The sequence below is a fragment of the Variovorax sp. P1_H12_2 genome, from assembly GCF_056405335.1.
The window spans coordinates 22,430-39,733 of sequence record NZ_JBFUCI010000009.1 but is presented as its reverse complement, the minus strand read 5'-3'; the positions used below and the strand labels follow the sequence as shown (position 1 = coordinate 39,733).

Below are 17,304 nucleotides of genomic sequence, written 5' to 3'. Positions count from 1 at the left end.
TCCGCACCTTGGCCGATCATGGGCGCGTGCGCGAGCTGGTGCAATCAGAGGTGGATCGCGTCAACGCGCAAATGCCACAGGTGCAGCATGTGCGCAAATTTCACCTGTTGACCAAGGAACTCGATCATGACGATGGAGAGGTGACCGCAACGATGAAGATCAAGCGCAAGAGCATCAGCGAAAAGTTCATCAATGAAATCGAGGCTCTGTACGGGGGCCGCAGTTTGGCAAGGGACTCCACATGAATTCGATACGCTTTGACGGCCGCGTTGCCGTGATCACTGGCGCTGGAGGCGGTTTGGGCCGCGCACACGCACTGTTGCTGGCCGAACGTGGCGCCGCCATTGTGGTCAATGATCTGGGGGGGAGCGTTGGCGGAGCGAGTGGCGATGCGACTGCCGCGCAGAAAGTGGTACGCGAGATCGAAGCGGCTGGAGGCCGGGCATTGGCCAACGATGACGACATCGCCAGGCCAGCCGGGGCGCAGCACCTGATCGATGCCGCCATGCAGGCATTCGGGCGCGTGGATGTGCTGGTCAACAACGCAGGAATCTTGCGTGACAAGACACTGCACAAGATGGATCCGGATGACTTCGAGGCCGTGGTGCGAGTTCACCTCCTCGGATCGACTTGGTGCTCGCGGGCGGCCATGCCGGTGATGCAAAAGCAGCAGTACGGCCGCATCGTCATGACGACCTCTGCTGCCGGTTTGTACGGCAATTTCGGTCAGAGCAACTATGGGGCCGCAAAACTGGGGGTCGTGGGCCTGATGAATGCGCTCAAACACGAAGGCGAGAAGTTCGGCATCCGCGTCAACACGGTAGCGCCAGTCGCGCTCACCCGAATGACTGAGGGATTGCCGCTTGGGCGCCTTCTTACTGAGGCCACCCCGGAACGTGTTGCGGCCGGCGTGGCATTCCTGGCTTCTGAGGCTTGTGGGCTCACTGGCCAGATACTCTCTGCGGGTGGCGGTTACTTTTCGACCGTGAGGATTGTCGAGGGCCAGGGGGTACAGGCCTCGGCAGAGGATGTATCTCCCGAATTTGTCGCAGAACAATGGGCGAAGATTTCAGATGTATCGAATGAACGCGGCTTTGACAGTGCCACGGATGCGCTGCTTGGCGTCTTCGGATCCCCCCGGCCGTGACAACGCTCACGCCGGCTTCAGGTGACAGGCGTCTGGATCCCGAGGCGCTGTTGCACCGCTCGCTGCCCACCGTGCGTCAGCGCTACGAAGCGCGCGACACCATCATGTACGCGCTGGGCGTGGGTGCGGCGCAGGGCGCTGACGCCTGGGATGAACGACACCTTCGATTCGTGTATGAGGATCGCTTGCAGGCACTGCCCACGATGTGCGCAATGCTCGGCGACCCGGGCTTCTGGATGCGCGAGCCCGACACCGGCCTGGATTGGAGGCGCCTGGTGCATGGCGAGCAAGCCATCCAGTGGTTGAATGCGCTGCCGCCGACGGGGGAGGTGATCGGTCGCAATCGGATACTGCGGATCGAGGATCGAGGTCCGGACAAGGGGGCGGCCTTCATCGTCGAGCGCGAGCTTTGCGGGGCCGACACCGGGGCATGCTGGGTACGATCATGGATGACTGTGATTGCGCGTGGCGACGGTGGATTCAGTCCGCCTGGCGCCCCGTTGCTGCAGCTTGGGGCGGACGCACTCGCGCCACTTGCCCCGCTTCCGGAGCGGCCACCCGAGCGCATGCGCCTCAGAGCGACGGCCACTCATCAACCGTTGCTATACCGGCTCAGCGCCGATCCCAACCCCTTGCATGCCGACCCGGACATCGCGCGGCAAGCAGGCTTCGAGCGACCCATCATGCATGGCATGTGTACGTTCGGGTTGCTCGGAATGTTGCTTGTGTGCGAGTTCTGCGACTTTGACGCCAGTCGGCTCACCGAGCTGCGCGCCCGTTTCACTGCCCCGCTGTATCCGGGCGAAGCGCTTCGATGCGAGTTCTGGCAGGAAGCCGGACAGGTGCAGTTCCGAGCCACCGCCGTCGAACGTGATGTTGTGGTGCTGGATCGTGGGCTGGCGCGCATTCTTCCCGATCGATTCAATTCAGGAGCCCTCCGCGATGTCTGACCTCGCCGCCACGAATGCGCCGCTGGACAGCGCAGATCACCACGCGTTTCGCAGCACCGTGCGGCGTTTCATCGCTGAAGAAGTGACACCACACCATGCCCAATGGGAGCGCGACGGTCAGGTCCCCCGTTCACTGTGGCGTCGCGCGGGCGAATTAGGCCTGCTATGCCTTTCCGTACCCGAGCAGTACGGCGGGGGGGGGGCAGATTTCAGCTACAGCGCCATCGTCGTCGAAGAGATGGCCCGTGCAGGCGCCACCGGCCCGTTGTTCTATCTCCACTCCGACATCGTTGCCCCTTATCTGCTCCACTATGGCTCCGAGGCTCAAAAGCAGTCGTGGCTGCCGCGCATGGCCCGCGGTGAAGTGATCGGCGCCATCGGGATGACCGAACCCGGCGCCGGGAGCGACCTGGGCGCGATCCGTACGCGAGCTGAACGCGATGGAGACCATTGGCGGATCAATGGTCAAAAGATCTTCATCTCCAACGGACAGATCGCCGACCTGGTTCTGCTTGCAGTCAAAACGAATCCGGCGCTCGGCACAAAAGGGGCGAGCCTGCTGCTCGTCGAGGGCGATCGTCAGGGATTCAGTCGTGGGCGGCGGCTTGAAAAAGTCGGCATGCACGCCCAGGACACGTCGGAGCTGTTTTTTACCGACGTCCGCGTGCCCGCGGACAATTTGCTGGGTGAAGAAGGTTGCGGCTTCCGCTACATGATGAACGAGTTGCCACAAGAGAGGCTGCTGGTGGCGATCACCGCCGTCGCTGCCATGGAAGCGGCTGTCTCGTGGACGCAGGAGTATGTCACCCAGCGCCAGGCATTTGGTTCCAGTTTGTCCGACAAGCAAACCGTCCGGCACCGTCTCGTCGAGGCGCATGCCAACACGCTGGTGGCACGCAGCTTCCTCAATGATTGTCTGAGGCGGCATCTCAGCGGCCAACTCGACACGACCACCGCGTCAGTGGCGAAGTTCTGGACCACCGAGATGCAATTCTCTGTGCTGGACAACTGTGTGCAACTGTTCGGCGGCTATGGGTACATGCGCGAATACCCCATTGCTCGCGCATGGGCAGATGCACGCGTGCAACGAATCTACGGCGGAACCACTGAGATCATGAAGGAGATCGTTGCGCGGGAGTTGTTCAAGCGCTGAGGAGGGTTACGCCGAAGCCGCTTCGAGAATGATGCCGCTCAGGAGCTCTTCGCGAGGCTGCACCGCGATTCGCTCAGCGGCTGAAACGCCTGGTCGCCCGGGATCACGGCCTTCACGTGGAAGTAGTCCCACGGATACTTCGATTCGGAGGGCTTCTTGACCTGCATCAGGTACATGTCGTGCACCATGCGCCCATCCTCGCGAACGCGGCCGTTGCTGGCGAACACGTCGTCGATCCGGGATTCGCCCAACTGCTTGCGGACCGCACTCGCTTCATCGGTTCCCGCCGCCTGAACGGCCCGCAGATAGCTTTGCACGGCGGAATAGGTTCCTGCATGGATCAGGTTCGGCATCCGCTTGTGCGTCGCGAAGAAGCGATGGCTCCAGGCCCGTGTCTTTTCGTTCAAGTCCCAATAGAAGGCCTCGGTGAGAAAGAGGCCCTGCGCCGCCTGCAGCCCGAGCGCGTGCACGTCGGTGATCGACCCGGACAGGGGGGGCCAGGGTCTGATTCTTCGTGAGGCCGAACTCCCGCGCCGCCTTGATGGCGTTGATCAGGTCGCCGCCCGCGCTCGCGATGCCGACCGCTTGCGCCTTCGAGGCCTGGGCCTGCAGCATGAAGGATGAGAAATCAGGCGTGCTGCGTCCTGGTAGCCGATGTCGCCGTTTCGCAAGAACCGTTTCAGCGGCCGGTCAGCGCAACAACGCGTCGTTGCATTACCACTTCGGATCGAAACAGGACCCTCATCGAGGCGCTGGCGTTCCCGCTTCTCGAGCTGAGCGAGAAGTCGGGGCACCGCACCTACATCCGCATGATCGCGAATCTGCAATTGACCGACCGAGTGTTCCTGCGCGAAGCGGTCGGAGATACCTGGAACACGGGCTACCGGCGTTGCCTCGCGCACCTCGCGCAGCAGTTGCCTCAGCTGCCGCCGCCGATCCTCGAACAGCGCTTGTCGCTCGTGAGCATCTATGGCAGCGCCATCTGGGCCGCGTGGGAAGCCGCCCTGGATTCGGAGGCTCCGAATCGCTTTTGGGAACCGACGCACAGCKTCGCCAACGTGATCGATACGCTGCAGGCGACGCTCGAGGTCGCGCCGTCCGCGATCACGTTGGCGACGCTGGCCGCGCCCCTGGTACCCGATGCGGGCCGGCGCCTTGCACGACGGTCCTCGAAGTCCGGGGATTCCACCGCCTGAGGCCTCGCAGGCGCCGGACACGCGGGTCGGGCTCAACGCGACCGGAGTTCAGCCGATCCTTTCGAGGTCGTGTCTGAAAATCAAAACCTGGGCGGCGTTTTATAACGCCAGTGCGCCACGCAACCCTGCCGCGGGCACACCGCGCCCCTGACTTCAGCGGTAGCCGCTGTCGTTCGCGTTGTGGATGATCCAGGTCAGGTTGCCGCCCGAGATGTTGCCGAGGTTGCCGCCGGCAAAGATCAGGCGTCCCTGGCCCTTGTAGGCCAGTTCGATGCGGGTGCGGTCGCCGCCGAAGTAGAAGGGAATGAAGGCCTTGCCGGTGACGTAGGCGCCCGAATCCGTCGGCTCGCCCACGAGGTCGGTCACCTGCTTCAGGCTCATGCCGATCTGCAGCCTGGTGAACTTCGAGTTCGGCGCCGGGTTGCCGGTGATCTCGCCTTCGTAGTCGTTCATGCCCTTCACGGTCCGGCCGCTGCCGGACTCGATCTTGGTGGAGTCGATCACGTTGCCCTGGGCGTCCATGCCGGGCTTCGCGGGGCCGCGGGCGGCAGGAGCGGCAGCAGGGGCCGCGGCTGCGGGGGCAGCAACCGCCGCCGCGGCGGGGGCCGCCTTGGACGCCGGCGCGCTCGCCACCGCCTCGGGCGGACCGCAGCGATCGACCTTCAGCAGCGCCCGCTTGGTGTCGGCGGACCATTCGACGCCCACGATGCGCGACGAGATCTGCCCGCCGGCGAAGGATTCGCCGTCGCACTGGAACCGCACCGGGTCGGCCGGCCGGACCGCGAAGTCGTCGCCCGCGCCCTTGACCTTGGCGACCCGGGCGCTCAGGTCCTTGCCGATCAGCGCCTTTTCGAGCTTGGCCTCGTCGCCGCGGGCCGCGCGCACGGCCTTCACGACCTGGTCGTAGCTCGTCTTGCCGGTGCTCGGGACTTCGGGCCTGACCGGCGCCGGTGCGGCGACCGGCACGGGCTCGGGCGCCGGCGCGGCCGCCGCCTGGGGTTGGCTCTGGGTCTGCGCGCAGCCTGCGGCCAGGACGGAAAGGGCGGCCAGAACCGCGAAACCGGTCGAAGGGGTTCTCAAATTCACGAATAAGACTCCTGTAACGAAGTGTTTATTATTTCAGGATCCCGCGGACCGGGGCCCAAGCCCACGGTCGCGGTCTTCTTGCATTCGCGTGGCGCGACCCCAGGTCCCTGGAACGAGACCGCCCGCCCACGGAGAATCCATGACCGACACGCTGCACATCGTGTGCCCGCATTGCCACACCACGAACCGCGTCCGCACCGAGCAGCTCGGCAGCGCCCCCGACTGCGGCCATTGCCACCAGCCGCTGTTCGCCGGCCGCTCCACGGCGCTGGACGAAGCCGCCTTCGATCGCCACGTGGCGCGCAGCGAGATTCCGCTGCTGGTCGACTTCTGGGCGCCGTGGTGCGGTCCGTGCCGCCAGATGGCGCCCGGCTTCGAGCAGGCGGCGGCCCGGCTCGAACCGCGCATGCGCCTCGCCAAGGTCGACACCGAGGCGGTTCCTGCGCTCGGGACGCGCTTCGGTATCCGCAGCATTCCCACGCTCGCGCTGTTCAAGGGCGGCCGCGAGGTGGCGCGCCAGGCCGGCGCGATGGGCGCGGCGGACATCGTCCGCTGGGCCGAAGCGCACGCGCGCTGAGCCAGCGCGCATTGGCGGGGCGACGGCTGCCGGCAGGCAGCGCCTGCGCCCCGCGGCGAGTGCCGCAGGTGACAGCCGGGGCCCCGGGCGCCACGTGAGCCGTTCTGCGTCCAAGTACATTCCTGCATCTCCCCGCCACCTTCATTCATGACTTTTGAGCGCTTGCACCTGACCGGCCCGGATGGGCGGCCCTACGTGCTCGGCCAGCGGATCGAGGTGCATGACGGCAGCGCCCTGATCGGACGCGTCCAGTCCGTCACCCCGAGCCCGGGCGGCGACGCGGTGCGGATCGAGAACTTCGTCAGCACCGACGTCGCCGACTTCCGGGCCAAGGCATTGCCGAAACTGGTGCTCGCCGAGGTGGTGACTTTCATCGCCGAGCGCTATCCGTCGATCCACGCCATCGGCATCGAGCTGAGCCGCGACATCGCGGGCTTCGAAGGGCGGCAAGCCACGCTGGCCAGCGCCCGGGCGGAGATCCTGCAGAGCATCGGCACGGCGAACGTTCAAGTCACTCCCAAGCCGCACGCGGGACAGGCCGGCCATTTCGCCGTGACGGGGATCTGGCACTACGACGCGGCGAGCATCGCCGCGCTCTCCGCAGTACTCCGGACCCAGCGCGAAGCCTACCGGGAGCGGCAGGCAGCGGAGGAGGCGGCCAGAGCGACGCCCAGGCCGACCTTGCGCCAGCTGTTGCGCAGGGACCGTTGAGCGCCGCGCCACACGCCGCCGCGGTCCGACGGGTCGAGCGACAGGTCGAGGTTGCGCGGCCGCATCATGGTGTCCGGAACAGCGGCCGAACCCGGGGAGAGCGCTGCACTGCATCCTTAAAATGAGGGACTCGCGGGTGGTGTCGCAGGCCAGCGCGCCGCTGAGCAACCGCGAACTGGCCGGCCGGATGATGGAAACGGTGCGCGTGATCGCCAAGGAGATCGGGGCTGTCGGCTGATGCGTGCCATGCAGTCCGCAAGCACCTCGAGTTCGACTTTGACTGGAGTTCATCATGCAGGTACGTGACGCCGGCCCGGGCGACATCGATGGCATCGCCGCCATCTACAACGATGCGGTGGTCAACACCACGGCGATCTGGAACGAGAAGACCGTCGATGCTGCCAATCGCGCCGCCTGGCTCGCCGACCGCCAGCGAGTCGGCTACCCGGTCCTGGTCGCGTTGGATGAGCTCGGCGCGGTGGCGGGCTACGCCTCTTTCGGCGACTGGCGCGCCTTCGACGGCTACCGCCATACCGTGGAGCACTCCGTGTACGTGCGCCAGGACTGTCGCGGCGCCGGCATCGGCCGGGCCTTGATGGTGGCCTTGATCGAGCGTGCGCGCTCGCTCGGCAAGCATGTCATGGTGGCGGCCATCGAGGCGAAGAATGCGGGTTCCATCGAGCTGCACAAGAAGCTCGGCTTCGAGGAAGTCGGCCTGCTCAGGGAGGTCGGCACCAAGTTCGGCCGCTGGCTGGATCTCGCTTTCCTCCAGCTCAAGATCGATTCGCGCACCGATCCCGACGCCACGCCCGCGGCGTGACGCCATCCGTCGGTGGCTGGGCCGCTGGCTGCGGTTCTGAGGCTCGCGACCCCGAAGCTTCCGGCCAGCGCCCTCCACCGGCGGATGACACCGGGGCAGGCTCAGCGAACCAGATTCGCGACGAAGTCGACGAGCGCGCGCGTCTTCGCGGCCACGTGGTGCCGCGAGGGGTAATACGCGTACAGCGGGAAGCGCTCGCCCGACCAGTCCGGAAAGAGCGCCACGAGCTTCTTCTGCGCGAGGAGTTGCTCGGCGCCGAGTTCCAGCATTTGAGCGATGCCCTGACCCGCAAGACACACGCTTTGCAGCGTGCCGGCTTCGTTCACCGTCAACGGCCCGCGGGTCTGGACAACGATCTTTCGCCGGCGCTGGTGGAACTCCCACGGAAACGGCCGTCCCGTCTCGGGATCGCGGAACTGGATGCATCTGTGATGGCTTGCGTCGAGCGCGTGAGGATCGGTGGGGTGGCCGTGGAGCTTGAGGTAGGCCGGCGACGCGACGGTCACGATACGGGTGTCGAGCAGCTTGCGAGCGACCAGCGAGGATGTCCGAGGGTGGCCGAATCGAATGGCCACGTCGAATCCCTGCGCGACCATGTCGCCCAACTCATCCTGGGTCAGCAGTTCCAGTTCAAGGTCGGGATGGCTGTCGAGGAAAGCGCCAAGTCGCGGGCCGAGAATCAGTCGCGAGAAGAATGGGTCGACATTCACCCGAAGGCGGCCTCGAATCGAACGAGCGCCATCCTTGGCCGAGCTCGTTGCCTCATCCAGGGCAGAGAGCAGCGGAATGACCTGCTCATAGAAGCGTCGGCCCTCATCCGTCAGCCGGACCGATCGGGTGGTTCGATCGAACAGACGGATGCCCAGCCGTGATTCGAGGCGCGCGATCGATCGGCTCACGCCCGACTGCGACATGTCCAGGGCGTCGCCGGCGCCGCCGAAGCTTTTCGCGTCGACGACTGCCGCCATGACGTGGGTTCCCTCGAGCACCTGGAGGTTGAAGCCCGACATTCATGACTCCACAGCATGAGTTAAATGAAACTCATGCTATCGCAATTCCTGCCCCGGAAATCAAGAATGGCGACAACGCAGCGCGCAGTGCACTGCGATCCGGAGAAGGAACGACGATATGAAGAATCTGACGACCCAGGGCGTCACCATCCCACGGCTTGGCTTCGGCACGTTCCGGATGCCGGGCGACGAATGTCAACCCGTCGTCGAGAGCGCGCTCGCGCTGGGCTACCGCCACATCGATACCGCCGCCATGTATGAGAACGAACAGGCGGTCGGCGCGGCGATCGCGGCATCGGGATTGCCGCGTGACGACATCTTCGTCACCACCAAGGTGTGGCACGACCAGTTGTCGCCCGACGCCATCGACCTAGCGCTCGGCCGGAGCCTCGAGCGACTGAAGCTCGATCGCGTCGATCTGTTCATGGTGCACTGGCCAGCGAAGGACATGGACCTGGCGGCGGTCCTGGAAACCTTGATGGCGCTGCGCGAGCAGGGGCGCACGCGGGCGATCGGAATCTGCAACTTCAATCTGCCGATGCTTCGCTTCGCGCTCGAACAGGTCGATGCACCCATCGCCACGCTCCAGGTGGAATACCACCCCTTCCTCGCCCAGACGCCGCTGCTCGACTATGTGCGCCGCCGGGGCATCCCGCTCACCGCCTACGCACCGTTGGCGCAGGGCCGTGCGGCGGACGACGAAACGCTGAAGAAGATCGCCCGCAAGCACGGCATGTCGGCCGCGCAGATCGCGATCGCGTGGCTGCTGGATCAAGAGGGTGTGATCGCGATTCCCAAGGCGCAGCGGCGCCAGAGCCAGCAGTCGAACCTCGACGCCTGGAACATCCGGCTCGATGAGGAGGACCGTGCCGCCATCGCCGGACTGCCGAAGGACCAGCGCTACGTCCGGCCGCCCTTCGCGCCGGCGTGGAACGCAACCCGGCTCTGAGTCCCATCAACGTGGTGACCCCAGGTGGGCGCCGACACGCCGACCAATGCGAACAACAACGACATCGGAAAGATCACTCCGCTGCCTTCGCGTGCCGAGCCACCGTGATGCCTAAGCGCGCACCACTTGTCGCGACAAAAAGCTGCAAGTCGCTACCAGCAGGTTGGCGCATTCGGCCACGTTGCCCTCGATCCGGTGCCTCGGCCCGGCGACGGCAACGGCCAGCGTTTCGTTGTTGATCGTGAGAAAGGTCGCGACCGCCCACACGTCGCTCACGTTCTCGCCTCGCGTCACGAAGTAGCCGATCTTTCGGCTTTCCAGGATGTCCTGGATCAATGCCTCGTGCTCGGTTTTCGTGGCGGAGGTGATGGGGGCCAGCTGCCGGCCTTCCAGCCAGGTGCGCAACTCGGGCTCCTTGAGGCTTCCGAGCAAGGCCTTGCCGATGGAGCTCGAATGCAGCGGCTTGAACTCGCCGGGCTTGGCCGAATAGCGGATCGAGTGAAGCCCTTCGATGACTTGCAGGTAGATCACCGATTCCGCCTGGCGCTTGCCGAGGATCACGGTTTCGCGGGTCGCGTCGCGCAGCCGCTCCAGCACCGGCGTGGCATGTTCGATGAAGGGATCCTTCGCGAGGATGTCGCGCGCCACGTCGTACATGCGCTTGGTCGGATAGAGCGCGCGCGGCCGGTTGAGCGTGTACAGGTAGCCGCGTGCCGTCAGCGTCGAGACGATGGCATGGCAGGTGCTCTTGGGAATGCCGACCGCCTCCGACAGGTCGGTCAGCGACAGCGGCCGCTGGCTCGCCTGGAACGCCTCGAAGATGTCGATCACCCGCTCGATCGCAGTCACTGTCACACCGGACATCGCGCTTCCTTCCATGAACGTCTGCAGGGCCGAAGTTCGGCCCGTTGAACAAATCGGATCAATCCGCCCCGTTTTTCTCTCGCCGTCCCATTATGTTCGTAATGCTGAACATTGGTTCTTGTTCTAGAACATGTCGGTTCATAGCATCAGCACGCAACAACTCGACGGAGACCAGACAGCGTGCAAACAAGCAAGGACATCGCAGTGGAGGAACGTGCCGGTGGCGTCGTGTGGATCACGATCGACCGGCCGCACAAGCACAACGCGCTCGCCCGGGGGGTGCTCTCCGAACTGGGGCGGGCCGTGGCCGCGGCCGGAGCCCGGCCGGACGCGCGCTTCATCGTCCTGAGCGGAGCCGGTGACCGGTTCTTCGCCGCCGGCGGCGATCTGGTCGAACTGGCCGGCGTGCGCGACGAGCCTTCGACCATCGACATGGCCGAGCAGTCGCGCGCGGCACTCGATGCGGTGCGCGCATGCCCGGTACCGGTGCTGGCGTACCTGAACGGAGACGCCATCGGCGGCGGCGCCGAGCTGGCCCTGGCGTGCGACATGCGGATGCAGGCGAAACACGCCCGCATCGGCTTCATCCAGGCGCGGCTGGCGATCTCGTCGGCGTGGGGAGGCGGGCCGGACCTGTGCCAGCTGGTGGGCGGCGCCCGGGCGATGCGAATGATGAGCCGGTGCGAGCTCGTCGACGCGCCGCTGGCGCTGCAGTGGGGCCTGGCCGATGTGGTGGTCTCGGACGGCCCGGCAGGCGAGGACGTCCAGGCCTTCCTGGAACCTCTGCTCGCGTGCGCACCCCAGGTGCTGCGCGGCATCAAGGCGCAGACCGCGGCCTGGCGCCAGGGTGCTTCCTACGAGGCCCGCCGCGCCGTCGAGCGGCAGCAGGTGCTGAAGACCTGGCTGCATGACGATCACTGGCGTGCGTCGGACAAGTTTCTTGCCAGGAGCGCGAAATGAGCGGCGACGTCGATCCGGCGGTGCCCGACCTGGAGCCGCAGCTGCGCCCCGTCAGCCCGAGCGGCATCGAAGTCCCGACCAGCGTCGGCGCAGAGGCCGTGCAGGCCGACAATATCGGCGCGGCCGGAGAGTACCCCTTCACGCGCGGGATCTTCCCCGACGGGTATCAGGGGCGCCTCTGGACCATCCGCCAGTACTCGGGCTTCGGCACCGCCGAGGAATCCAACGAGCGCTACAAGTTCCTGCTGGAAAAAGGGCAGACGGGCCTGTCGGTGGCGCTCGACCTGCCCACCCAGTGCGGCCTGGATCCGGTCCACCCGATGGCGCGGCCGGAGATCGGCRAGGTCGGCGTGTCGCTGTCCAACCTGAGCGAGGCGGAGATCCTGTTCAAGGGCCTCGACCTGTCGAAGATATCGACCTCGTTCACCATCAACGGGACGGCCGCCATCGTCTATGCGATGTACCTGGCCGTGGCCGACAAGCAGAACGTTCCGCGCAGCAAGCTGACCGGAACGATCCAGAACGACATCCTGAAGGAGTACGTCGCGCGCGGTACCTGGATCTTCCCGGTGCGCCCGTCGATGCGCCTGATCGCGGACTCGATTCTCTATTCCAACGACGTTTCGCCGCGCTTCAATCCGATCAGCATCGCGGGCGCCCATGTGCGCGACGCCGGCGCGACGGCGGCCGAGGAGATGGCCTACACCCTGGCCAACGGCCTGGCCTACGTGGACGAATTGCAGGCCCGCGGCGGCGACGTGGAGAAGTTCGCCAAGCGCCTGTCGTTCTTCTTCTACGTCCACATGGACTTCTTCGACGAGATCGCCAAGTTCCGCGCCGGCCGGCGACTGTGGGCGCGCCTGATGAAGGAACGCTACGGCGTGCAGGACCCGAAGGCCCAGCACTTCCGCTTCGGCGTGGTCTGCGGCGGCTCGTCGCTGGTCGCACCACAGCCCTACAACAACGTGGTGCGCGTGGCGGTGGAAACGATGGCGGCGGTGCTGGGCGGCGCGCAGTCCATCTTCACCTGCGCGTTCGACGAGGCCTTCCAGATTCCCACCGAGTCCTCGGCCGAGCTGGCCGTGCGCACGCAGCAGATCATCGCCTTCGAGAGCGGCATCGGGCGCACGGTCGATCCCCTGGGCGGCAGCTACTTCCTGGAGCAGCACACCGACCGGATGGAGCAGCAGATCACCCAGGTGATGGGCGAGATCGATGCCTACGGCGGCGTGGTCCGGGCCATCGAGGACGGGTGGATCCAGTTGCGGCTCGCCGAGCGCGGGCTCGAGCGCAAGCTCGACACCGATTCGGGCCGCAACGTGATCGTCGGCCAGAACCATTTCAAGAAGGCGGACGAGGAGATCAAGGTGGGCGAGGTGTTCACGCTCGACCCGACCGTGGCCCAGCGCGCGCTCGAAAAATTCCAACGGGTGCTCGACACGCGCCGGCAGTCGGAGGTCGACCGCTCGCTGGCCGGGCTGTCCGCGGCGGCGGCCAAGGACAACGTCAACATCATGCCCTACCTCGTCGAGTGCTGCCACGCCTACGCCACCGTCGGCGAAATGGTGGCGCGCCTGAAAGAGCAATGGGGCGAATTCAAGGAACCGGTGAACCTATGAGTGCGCAACAGACCTCCGCCGCGCTGGCGGCGAAGCGGATACTGATCGGCAAGCCCGGTCTCGACGGTCACGACATCGGCGCCAAGATCATCGCGCTGACGCTGCGCAACGCCGGCGCGGAGGTGATCTACACCGGCCTGCGTCGCAGTCCGCTGCAGATCGCGCAGGTGGCGGTGGACGAGGGCGTCGACGCGGTGGGCCTGAGCATCCTGTCGGGCAGCCACAAGGAGCTGGTGGCCGAAGTCATCGCGCAGCTGCGCGAACTCAGGGCGCACGACGTGAAGGTCTTCGTCGGCGGCACCATCCCGGCCGAGGACCAGCCCTACCTGCGCGACCTCGGCGTCACGGCGATCTTCACCGCCGACATGCCGCTGGACGTCGTCGTCCGTTCGCTGGCGAAGAGTCTCGCATGAACGCGCCGCTCGCGGGAATCCGGATCGTGGAGGTCGGCCACATGCTGGCCGGCCCCTATTGCGGCCTGATGCTGGCCGACATGGGCGCCGAAGTCATCAAGATCGAGACGCCCGAGGGCGACATCGGCCGCACCGTCAGCCCCCACTTCGTGGGGCCGCACAACGCCTACTTCGCGAGCCTCAACCGCAACAAGAAGAGTGTCGTGCTCGACCTGGCCAGCGACGAGGGGCGCGCGGCGCTGGGCCGCATCGTCGAGACCTCGCATGCGCTCGTGACGAACCTGCGGCCCTCGGCGATCCGCAAGCTCGGCCTCACCTACGACGCGCTTCGGGAATGGAACGAGCGCCTGGTCTGCGTCGCCCTGACGGGTTACGGCCTCGACGGGCCGTATGCGGACAACCCGGCCTACGACTACGTCATTCAGGCGATGACGGGCGTGATGGCGCTGACCGGCGACCCCGAGGCGCCGCCCACCAAGGCCGGCTACTCCGCGGTCGACAACTCGGCCGGGCTGGTGGCCGCGGTGGGATTGCTGGCCAAGATCGTGCAGGGCCAGGGCGGCCAGGTCGACGTCGCGATGTACGACGTGATGCTCTCGCAGCTCAACTACCTCGCGGGCGCCGCGCTCAACGCCGGCGAGATCATCGAGCGGCTGGCGGATTCGTCGCACCCCTACGTCGTTCCGGCGCAGATCTTCGCGACGGCCGAGGGGTGGCTCACCCTGTTCATCACCCACGACAAGTTCTGGAAGACCTTCTGCGGGGAGATCGGGCGTCCGGAGTGGATCGTGGACCGGAAGTTCGCGACCATGGCCGGGAGGCGGGCGCATCGGGCCGAAGTCATCGGCGCGATCGCCAGCGTGCTGCGCCAGGCCTCCGCGGCCGAATGGGTGCGCCGCCTGAGCCCGCTGGGCGTGGTGGTGGCCGAGGTCGGCACGCTCAACGCCGCCCTGCACAGCGACATCGCCGCCGCGCGCTCGCTGGTCGTGTCCTTGGGCGACGGCAGCCTGCCGCTGCAGGCGGTGGCCAGCCCGATCCGCTTCCAGGGCTTCTCGCCGAGCTACGGCTTGCCGCCCCTGCTGGACGAGCACGGCGACGAAGTGCTGGGGAGGGTCGCGTTGTGAGCGCCGCGCCGGGCCGCCCCAAGCAAGCTCGCACCCCCTCGGGGGGCAGCGAGGACACGCAGTGCCGAGCGCGGGGGCTCGTATGAGCGCCGCGCCGGGCCGCCCCAAGCAAGCTCGCACCCCCTCGGGGGGCAGCGAGGACACGGAGTGCCGAGCGTGGGGGCTAGGAAACGCCGCGCCGCCGCTGGATCGATGGGCGCTGAGCCGCGCGCTGACGCGCATGGCCAACGCGAGCACGGCGGCGCTGGCGGAGGCGGCGCCGCGCGAGYGCCCGGCGCACGCTGCCCGCCGGATAGGCGTCACCGGGGCACCGGGTGCCGGCAAGAGCACGCTGGTCGGGCACCTGGCGCTCGAACGCAGGCCGAAAGGCCGGCTGGGCGTGCTGGCCGTCGATCCGAGCAGCCCGAAGAGCGGCGGTGCGATCCTGGGCGACCGCGTTCGCATGGACGACCTGGCCGGCGTCGAGGACCTCTACATCCGCTCGCTCGGCTCGCGCCGCACCTGCGACGGTCTCGCCGACAACCTGCCCGAGATGCTGGACGTCATGGACGAGTTCGGCTTCGACGAAGTCCTGCTCGAAACGGTCGGCATCGGCCAGGCCGAGTACGCGGTGCGTGCACAGGTCGACACGCTGGTTCTCGTGCTGCTGCCCGAGAGCGGCGACACGGTGCAGGCCATGAAGGCCGGGATCATGGAGATGGCCGACATCTTCGTGGTCAACAAGTCGGACCTGCCGGGGGCGCAACGAATGGCCACCGACATCCAGCGCATCGCGGCCGTGACCCAACGCCCCGAGGGCGCGTGGCGGGCGCCGATCCTGCTGGCCTCGGCGTCGCAGCCGGGCTCGATCAGTGCCCTGTCGGAAGCGATCGACCGCCACCAGGCCTGGCGCAGCGCCGACCCGCAACGCTACCAGCGGCTTCGCGCCCAACGGGTCCGCTACCGGCTCCGGCGGCTTCTGGAGATGCGCGTCGCGGAGGCGATCGCCGCTCAGGAGGACGTCTTTTTCGAAGCCCCGCTGCAGGAGCAGCTGGCGCGGGTACTGGCTGCGGTGGTCCRCACCTCCGGCACGCAGGTGGACTGAGCCATGTCGCGCGCACTGATCAAGTCCCTGAAAAGAACCCTGCGCCACGGAGCCCATGCGCAGGCCTCGCAGACGCAGGCGCTCGATGCCCGCGCTGCCGCGCTTTCCCTGGTCCAGCGCAGCGTCGAGCTCAGGCATGACCGCCTGGCCATCCTGCGCCTGGTCGATGCGGTCCGCCTCGAGGCCCGCGTCGACGAGACGCTGTGGGACTACTGCCAGAAAGTCGCCAGCTCCATGGCCGATCCCGAGCAGCTGCGCATGCTGCAGGCGCTGCGACGCAACGTCGCGCACCACGCGGCGGGCGGCTCGGGTCCGGGGCCGCCCGAGCCCCGGTGCGCGCGGGCCGATGAGCAAGATCGTTTGAATCGAACAACAGGAGACAACAATGAGAAATTCTTCCAGCAACGCCTTCTTGAAAAAAATCTCGGGCTCACGAAGCCGCATMGCTGCGGCGGTGGCTCTGATGTCCATCGCGGCCAGCGCGCCGGCATGGTCGAAGATCAATGACGACGTCGTGAAGATCGGCGTCCTCGCCGACATGTCCGGCATCTATTCCGACATGGGCGGGAACGGAATCACCGAGGCCGTGAAGATGGCGATCGCGGATGTCGGCGGCACAATCAATGGCAAGAAGATCGAGATCGTGACGGCCAATCATTCCGCCAAGCCCGACATCGCCGCGACCACGGCGCGCGAGTGGTTCGACACGCAGGGCGTGGACATGATCATCAGCGGCCCCAGCTCGGGAACCAGCCTTGCCATTGCCAAGGTGGCCGCCGAAAAGAAAAAGATCGTGATGGTGACAGGCGGCGTCGCAGCCCAGCTGACCAACGAGGAGTGCTCTCCCTACACGGTCCACTACCTCTACGACACGGTCGCCCTGGCCCGCGGAACCGGCACGGCGATGACCAAGCAGGGCGGCAAGACCTGGTATTTCCTGACGGTCGACTACGCCTTCGGCGAGTCCCTGGAAAAGGAAACCACGCAGGTCATCAATGCCAATGGCGGCAAGGTGCTCGGCAGCGTTCGCCATCCTCTGTCGGCCTCCGATTTTTCGTCGTTCCTGCTGCAGGCCAAATCCTCCGGGGCAGAGGTACTGGGACTGGCGAATGGCGGAGGAGACACGGTCAACTCGATCAAGGCTGCGAGCGAATTCGGTATTTCCAAGTCGATGAAGATCGCCGGGCTCATGCTGTTCATCACCGATGTGCATGCCCTGGGACTCAAGCTGACCAGCGGCATCAACCTGACCGAAGCGTGGTACTGGGATTCGGACGAGAAAACGAGGAAGTGGGCCGACCGTTTTCAGGAAAAGATGAAGAAGAAGCCCACCAGCATGCAGGCGGCCAGCTACTCCGCGGCGCTTCACTATCTGAATTCGGTCAAGCAGCTGGGGTCGGACGAGGCCGACGAGGTGATGACGCAGATGAGAAAGGAGAAGATCAACGACATGTACGCCCAGAATGGCTATATCCGGCCGGACGGACGCATGGTCCACGATCTTCGACTCATGGAGATCAAGAGCCCTGCCGCCTCCAAGGGACCCTGGGACTACTACAAGCAGGTGCAGATGATCCCGGGCGATCAGGCCTTCGCTTCCAAGGCGGAATCCAAGTGCAAGTTGTGGAACTGACGGGAGCT

General features: G+C 66.1%; 19 protein-coding genes and 2 pseudogenes. 16 read left to right on the top strand and 5 right to left on the bottom strand.

Going from position 1 to position 17,304, the window contains the following annotated elements:
* The 4 genes and pseudogenes from AC1D2K_RS02305 to AC1D2K_RS02290 form a co-directional block, all read left to right on the top strand.
* Positions 1 to 245, top strand: a pseudogene (locus AC1D2K_RS02305) (long-chain fatty acid--CoA ligase); the annotation flags it as partial.
* Entirely contained in the window at positions 242 to 1,147 is a 906-nt protein-coding gene (locus AC1D2K_RS02300; RefSeq protein WP_478085992.1) for an SDR family NAD(P)-dependent oxidoreductase, read from the top strand. The pseudogene AC1D2K_RS02305 and the gene AC1D2K_RS02300, both read left to right, overlap by 4 nt.
* The gene (locus AC1D2K_RS02295; RefSeq protein ID WP_478085991.1) at positions 1,144 to 2,097 is read left to right on the top strand and encodes a MaoC/PaaZ C-terminal domain-containing protein; all 954 of its coding nucleotides are present in this window, start codon (positions 1,144 to 1,146) and stop codon (positions 2,095 to 2,097) included. The genes AC1D2K_RS02300 and AC1D2K_RS02295 overlap by 4 nt, the downstream gene beginning before the upstream one ends.
* On the top strand, positions 2,090 to 3,250 hold the full coding sequence (locus AC1D2K_RS02290) for an acyl-CoA dehydrogenase family protein (RefSeq protein WP_478085989.1): 1,161 nt from the start codon (positions 2,090 to 2,092) through the stop codon (positions 3,248 to 3,250). Before AC1D2K_RS02295 ends, AC1D2K_RS02290 begins: the two co-directional genes overlap by 8 nt.
* 38 nt (positions 3,251 to 3,288) lie before the next feature.
* On the opposite strand, the gene AC1D2K_RS02285 is transcribed toward AC1D2K_RS02290, so the two are convergent.
* Both AC1D2K_RS02285 and AC1D2K_RS02280 read right to left on the bottom strand, forming a co-directional pair.
* Complete coding sequence (locus tag AC1D2K_RS02285) at positions 3,289 to 3,720, bottom strand: ABC transporter substrate-binding protein (protein WP_478085988.1); 432 nt, start codon at positions 3,718 to 3,720, stop codon at positions 3,289 to 3,291.
* Between the two features lie 82 nt (positions 3,721 to 3,802).
* Positions 3,803 to 3,865: pseudogene (locus AC1D2K_RS02280) on the bottom strand (hypothetical protein); the annotation flags it as partial.
* 5 nt (positions 3,866 to 3,870) lie between these two features.
* Between AC1D2K_RS02280 and AC1D2K_RS02275 the strand changes: the two are divergent.
* A complete protein-coding gene (locus AC1D2K_RS02275; protein WP_478085986.1) occupies positions 3,871 to 4,446 on the top strand; it encodes a hypothetical protein in 576 nt (191 codons plus the stop codon).
* A 153-nt stretch (positions 4,447 to 4,599) separates the two neighbouring features.
* Here AC1D2K_RS02275 and AC1D2K_RS02270 read toward each other — a convergent pair whose 3' ends face one another.
* The gene (locus tag AC1D2K_RS02270) at positions 4,600 to 5,532 is read right to left on the bottom strand and encodes a hypothetical protein (RefSeq protein ID WP_478085985.1); all 933 of its coding nucleotides are present in this window, start codon (positions 5,530 to 5,532) and stop codon (positions 4,600 to 4,602) included.
* 139 nt (positions 5,533 to 5,671) lie between these two features.
* Here AC1D2K_RS02270 and trxC point away from each other — a divergent pair, with 139 nt between their 5' ends.
* The 3 genes from trxC to AC1D2K_RS02255 all read left to right on the top strand — a co-directional run bounded on the left by trxC (position 5,672) and on the right by AC1D2K_RS02255 (position 7,640).
* On the top strand, positions 5,672 to 6,109 hold the full coding sequence (gene trxC, locus AC1D2K_RS02265; RefSeq protein WP_478085983.1) for a thioredoxin TrxC: 438 nt from the start codon (positions 5,672 to 5,674) through the stop codon (positions 6,107 to 6,109).
* A 147-nt stretch (positions 6,110 to 6,256) separates the two neighbouring features.
* Entirely contained in the window at positions 6,257 to 6,820 is a 564-nt protein-coding gene (locus tag AC1D2K_RS02260) for a hypothetical protein (RefSeq protein WP_478085982.1), read from the top strand.
* A gap of 292 nt (positions 6,821 to 7,112) precedes the next feature.
* Positions 7,113 to 7,640, top strand: a complete 528-nt coding sequence (locus tag AC1D2K_RS02255) for an N-acetyltransferase family protein (protein WP_478085981.1) — start codon at positions 7,113 to 7,115, stop codon at positions 7,638 to 7,640.
* 101 nt (positions 7,641 to 7,741) lie between these two features.
* Here AC1D2K_RS02255 and AC1D2K_RS02250 read toward each other — a convergent pair whose 3' ends face one another.
* Positions 7,742 to 8,650, bottom strand: coding sequence for a LysR family transcriptional regulator (locus tag AC1D2K_RS02250; RefSeq protein ID WP_478085980.1), 909 nt, complete (start codon positions 8,648 to 8,650; stop codon positions 7,742 to 7,744).
* Positions 8,651 to 8,768: 118 nt separating this feature from the next.
* Here AC1D2K_RS02250 and AC1D2K_RS02245 point away from each other — a divergent pair, with 118 nt between their 5' ends.
* Complete coding sequence (locus AC1D2K_RS02245; RefSeq protein ID WP_478085978.1) at positions 8,769 to 9,599, top strand: aldo/keto reductase; 831 nt, start codon at positions 8,769 to 8,771, stop codon at positions 9,597 to 9,599.
* A 111-nt stretch (positions 9,600 to 9,710) separates the two neighbouring features.
* On the opposite strand, the gene AC1D2K_RS02240 is transcribed toward AC1D2K_RS02245, so the two are convergent.
* Positions 9,711 to 10,463: an IclR family transcriptional regulator gene (locus AC1D2K_RS02240; protein ID WP_478085977.1), complete on the bottom strand. Its 753-nt coding sequence runs from the start codon at positions 10,461 to 10,463 to the stop codon at positions 9,711 to 9,713.
* 204 nt (positions 10,464 to 10,667) lie between these two features.
* Here AC1D2K_RS02240 and AC1D2K_RS02235 point away from each other — a divergent pair, with 204 nt between their 5' ends.
* The 7 genes from AC1D2K_RS02235 (at position 10,668) to AC1D2K_RS02205 (ending at position 17,296) form a co-directional block, all read left to right on the top strand.
* The gene (locus tag AC1D2K_RS02235; RefSeq protein ID WP_478085976.1) at positions 10,668 to 11,423 is read left to right on the top strand and encodes an enoyl-CoA hydratase/isomerase family protein; all 756 of its coding nucleotides are present in this window, start codon (positions 10,668 to 10,670) and stop codon (positions 11,421 to 11,423) included.
* A complete protein-coding gene (locus AC1D2K_RS02230; protein WP_478085974.1) occupies positions 11,420 to 13,042 on the top strand; it encodes an acyl-CoA mutase large subunit family protein in 1,623 nt (540 codons plus the stop codon). Before AC1D2K_RS02235 ends, AC1D2K_RS02230 begins: the two co-directional genes overlap by 4 nt.
* On the top strand, positions 13,039 to 13,455 hold the full coding sequence (locus tag AC1D2K_RS02225) for a cobalamin B12-binding domain-containing protein (protein WP_478085972.1): 417 nt from the start codon (positions 13,039 to 13,041) through the stop codon (positions 13,453 to 13,455). The genes AC1D2K_RS02230 and AC1D2K_RS02225 overlap by 4 nt, the downstream gene beginning before the upstream one ends.
* On the top strand, positions 13,452 to 14,579 hold the full coding sequence (locus tag AC1D2K_RS02220) for a CaiB/BaiF CoA transferase family protein (RefSeq protein ID WP_478085970.1): 1,128 nt from the start codon (positions 13,452 to 13,454) through the stop codon (positions 14,577 to 14,579). The genes AC1D2K_RS02225 and AC1D2K_RS02220 overlap by 4 nt, the downstream gene beginning before the upstream one ends.
* A gap of 220 nt (positions 14,580 to 14,799) precedes the next feature.
* Complete coding sequence (locus AC1D2K_RS02215; RefSeq protein ID WP_478085968.1) at positions 14,800 to 15,663, top strand: ArgK/MeaB family GTPase; 864 nt, start codon at positions 14,800 to 14,802, stop codon at positions 15,661 to 15,663.
* A 3-nt stretch (positions 15,664 to 15,666) separates the two neighbouring features.
* On the top strand, positions 15,667 to 16,170 hold the full coding sequence (locus AC1D2K_RS02210; RefSeq protein ID WP_478085966.1) for a hypothetical protein: 504 nt from the start codon (positions 15,667 to 15,669) through the stop codon (positions 16,168 to 16,170).
* The gene (locus AC1D2K_RS02205) at positions 16,127 to 17,296 is read left to right on the top strand and encodes an ABC transporter substrate-binding protein (RefSeq protein WP_478085964.1); all 1,170 of its coding nucleotides are present in this window, start codon (positions 16,127 to 16,129) and stop codon (positions 17,294 to 17,296) included. The genes AC1D2K_RS02210 and AC1D2K_RS02205 overlap by 44 nt, the downstream gene beginning before the upstream one ends.
* Positions 17,297 to 17,304: the final 8 nt, after the last annotated feature.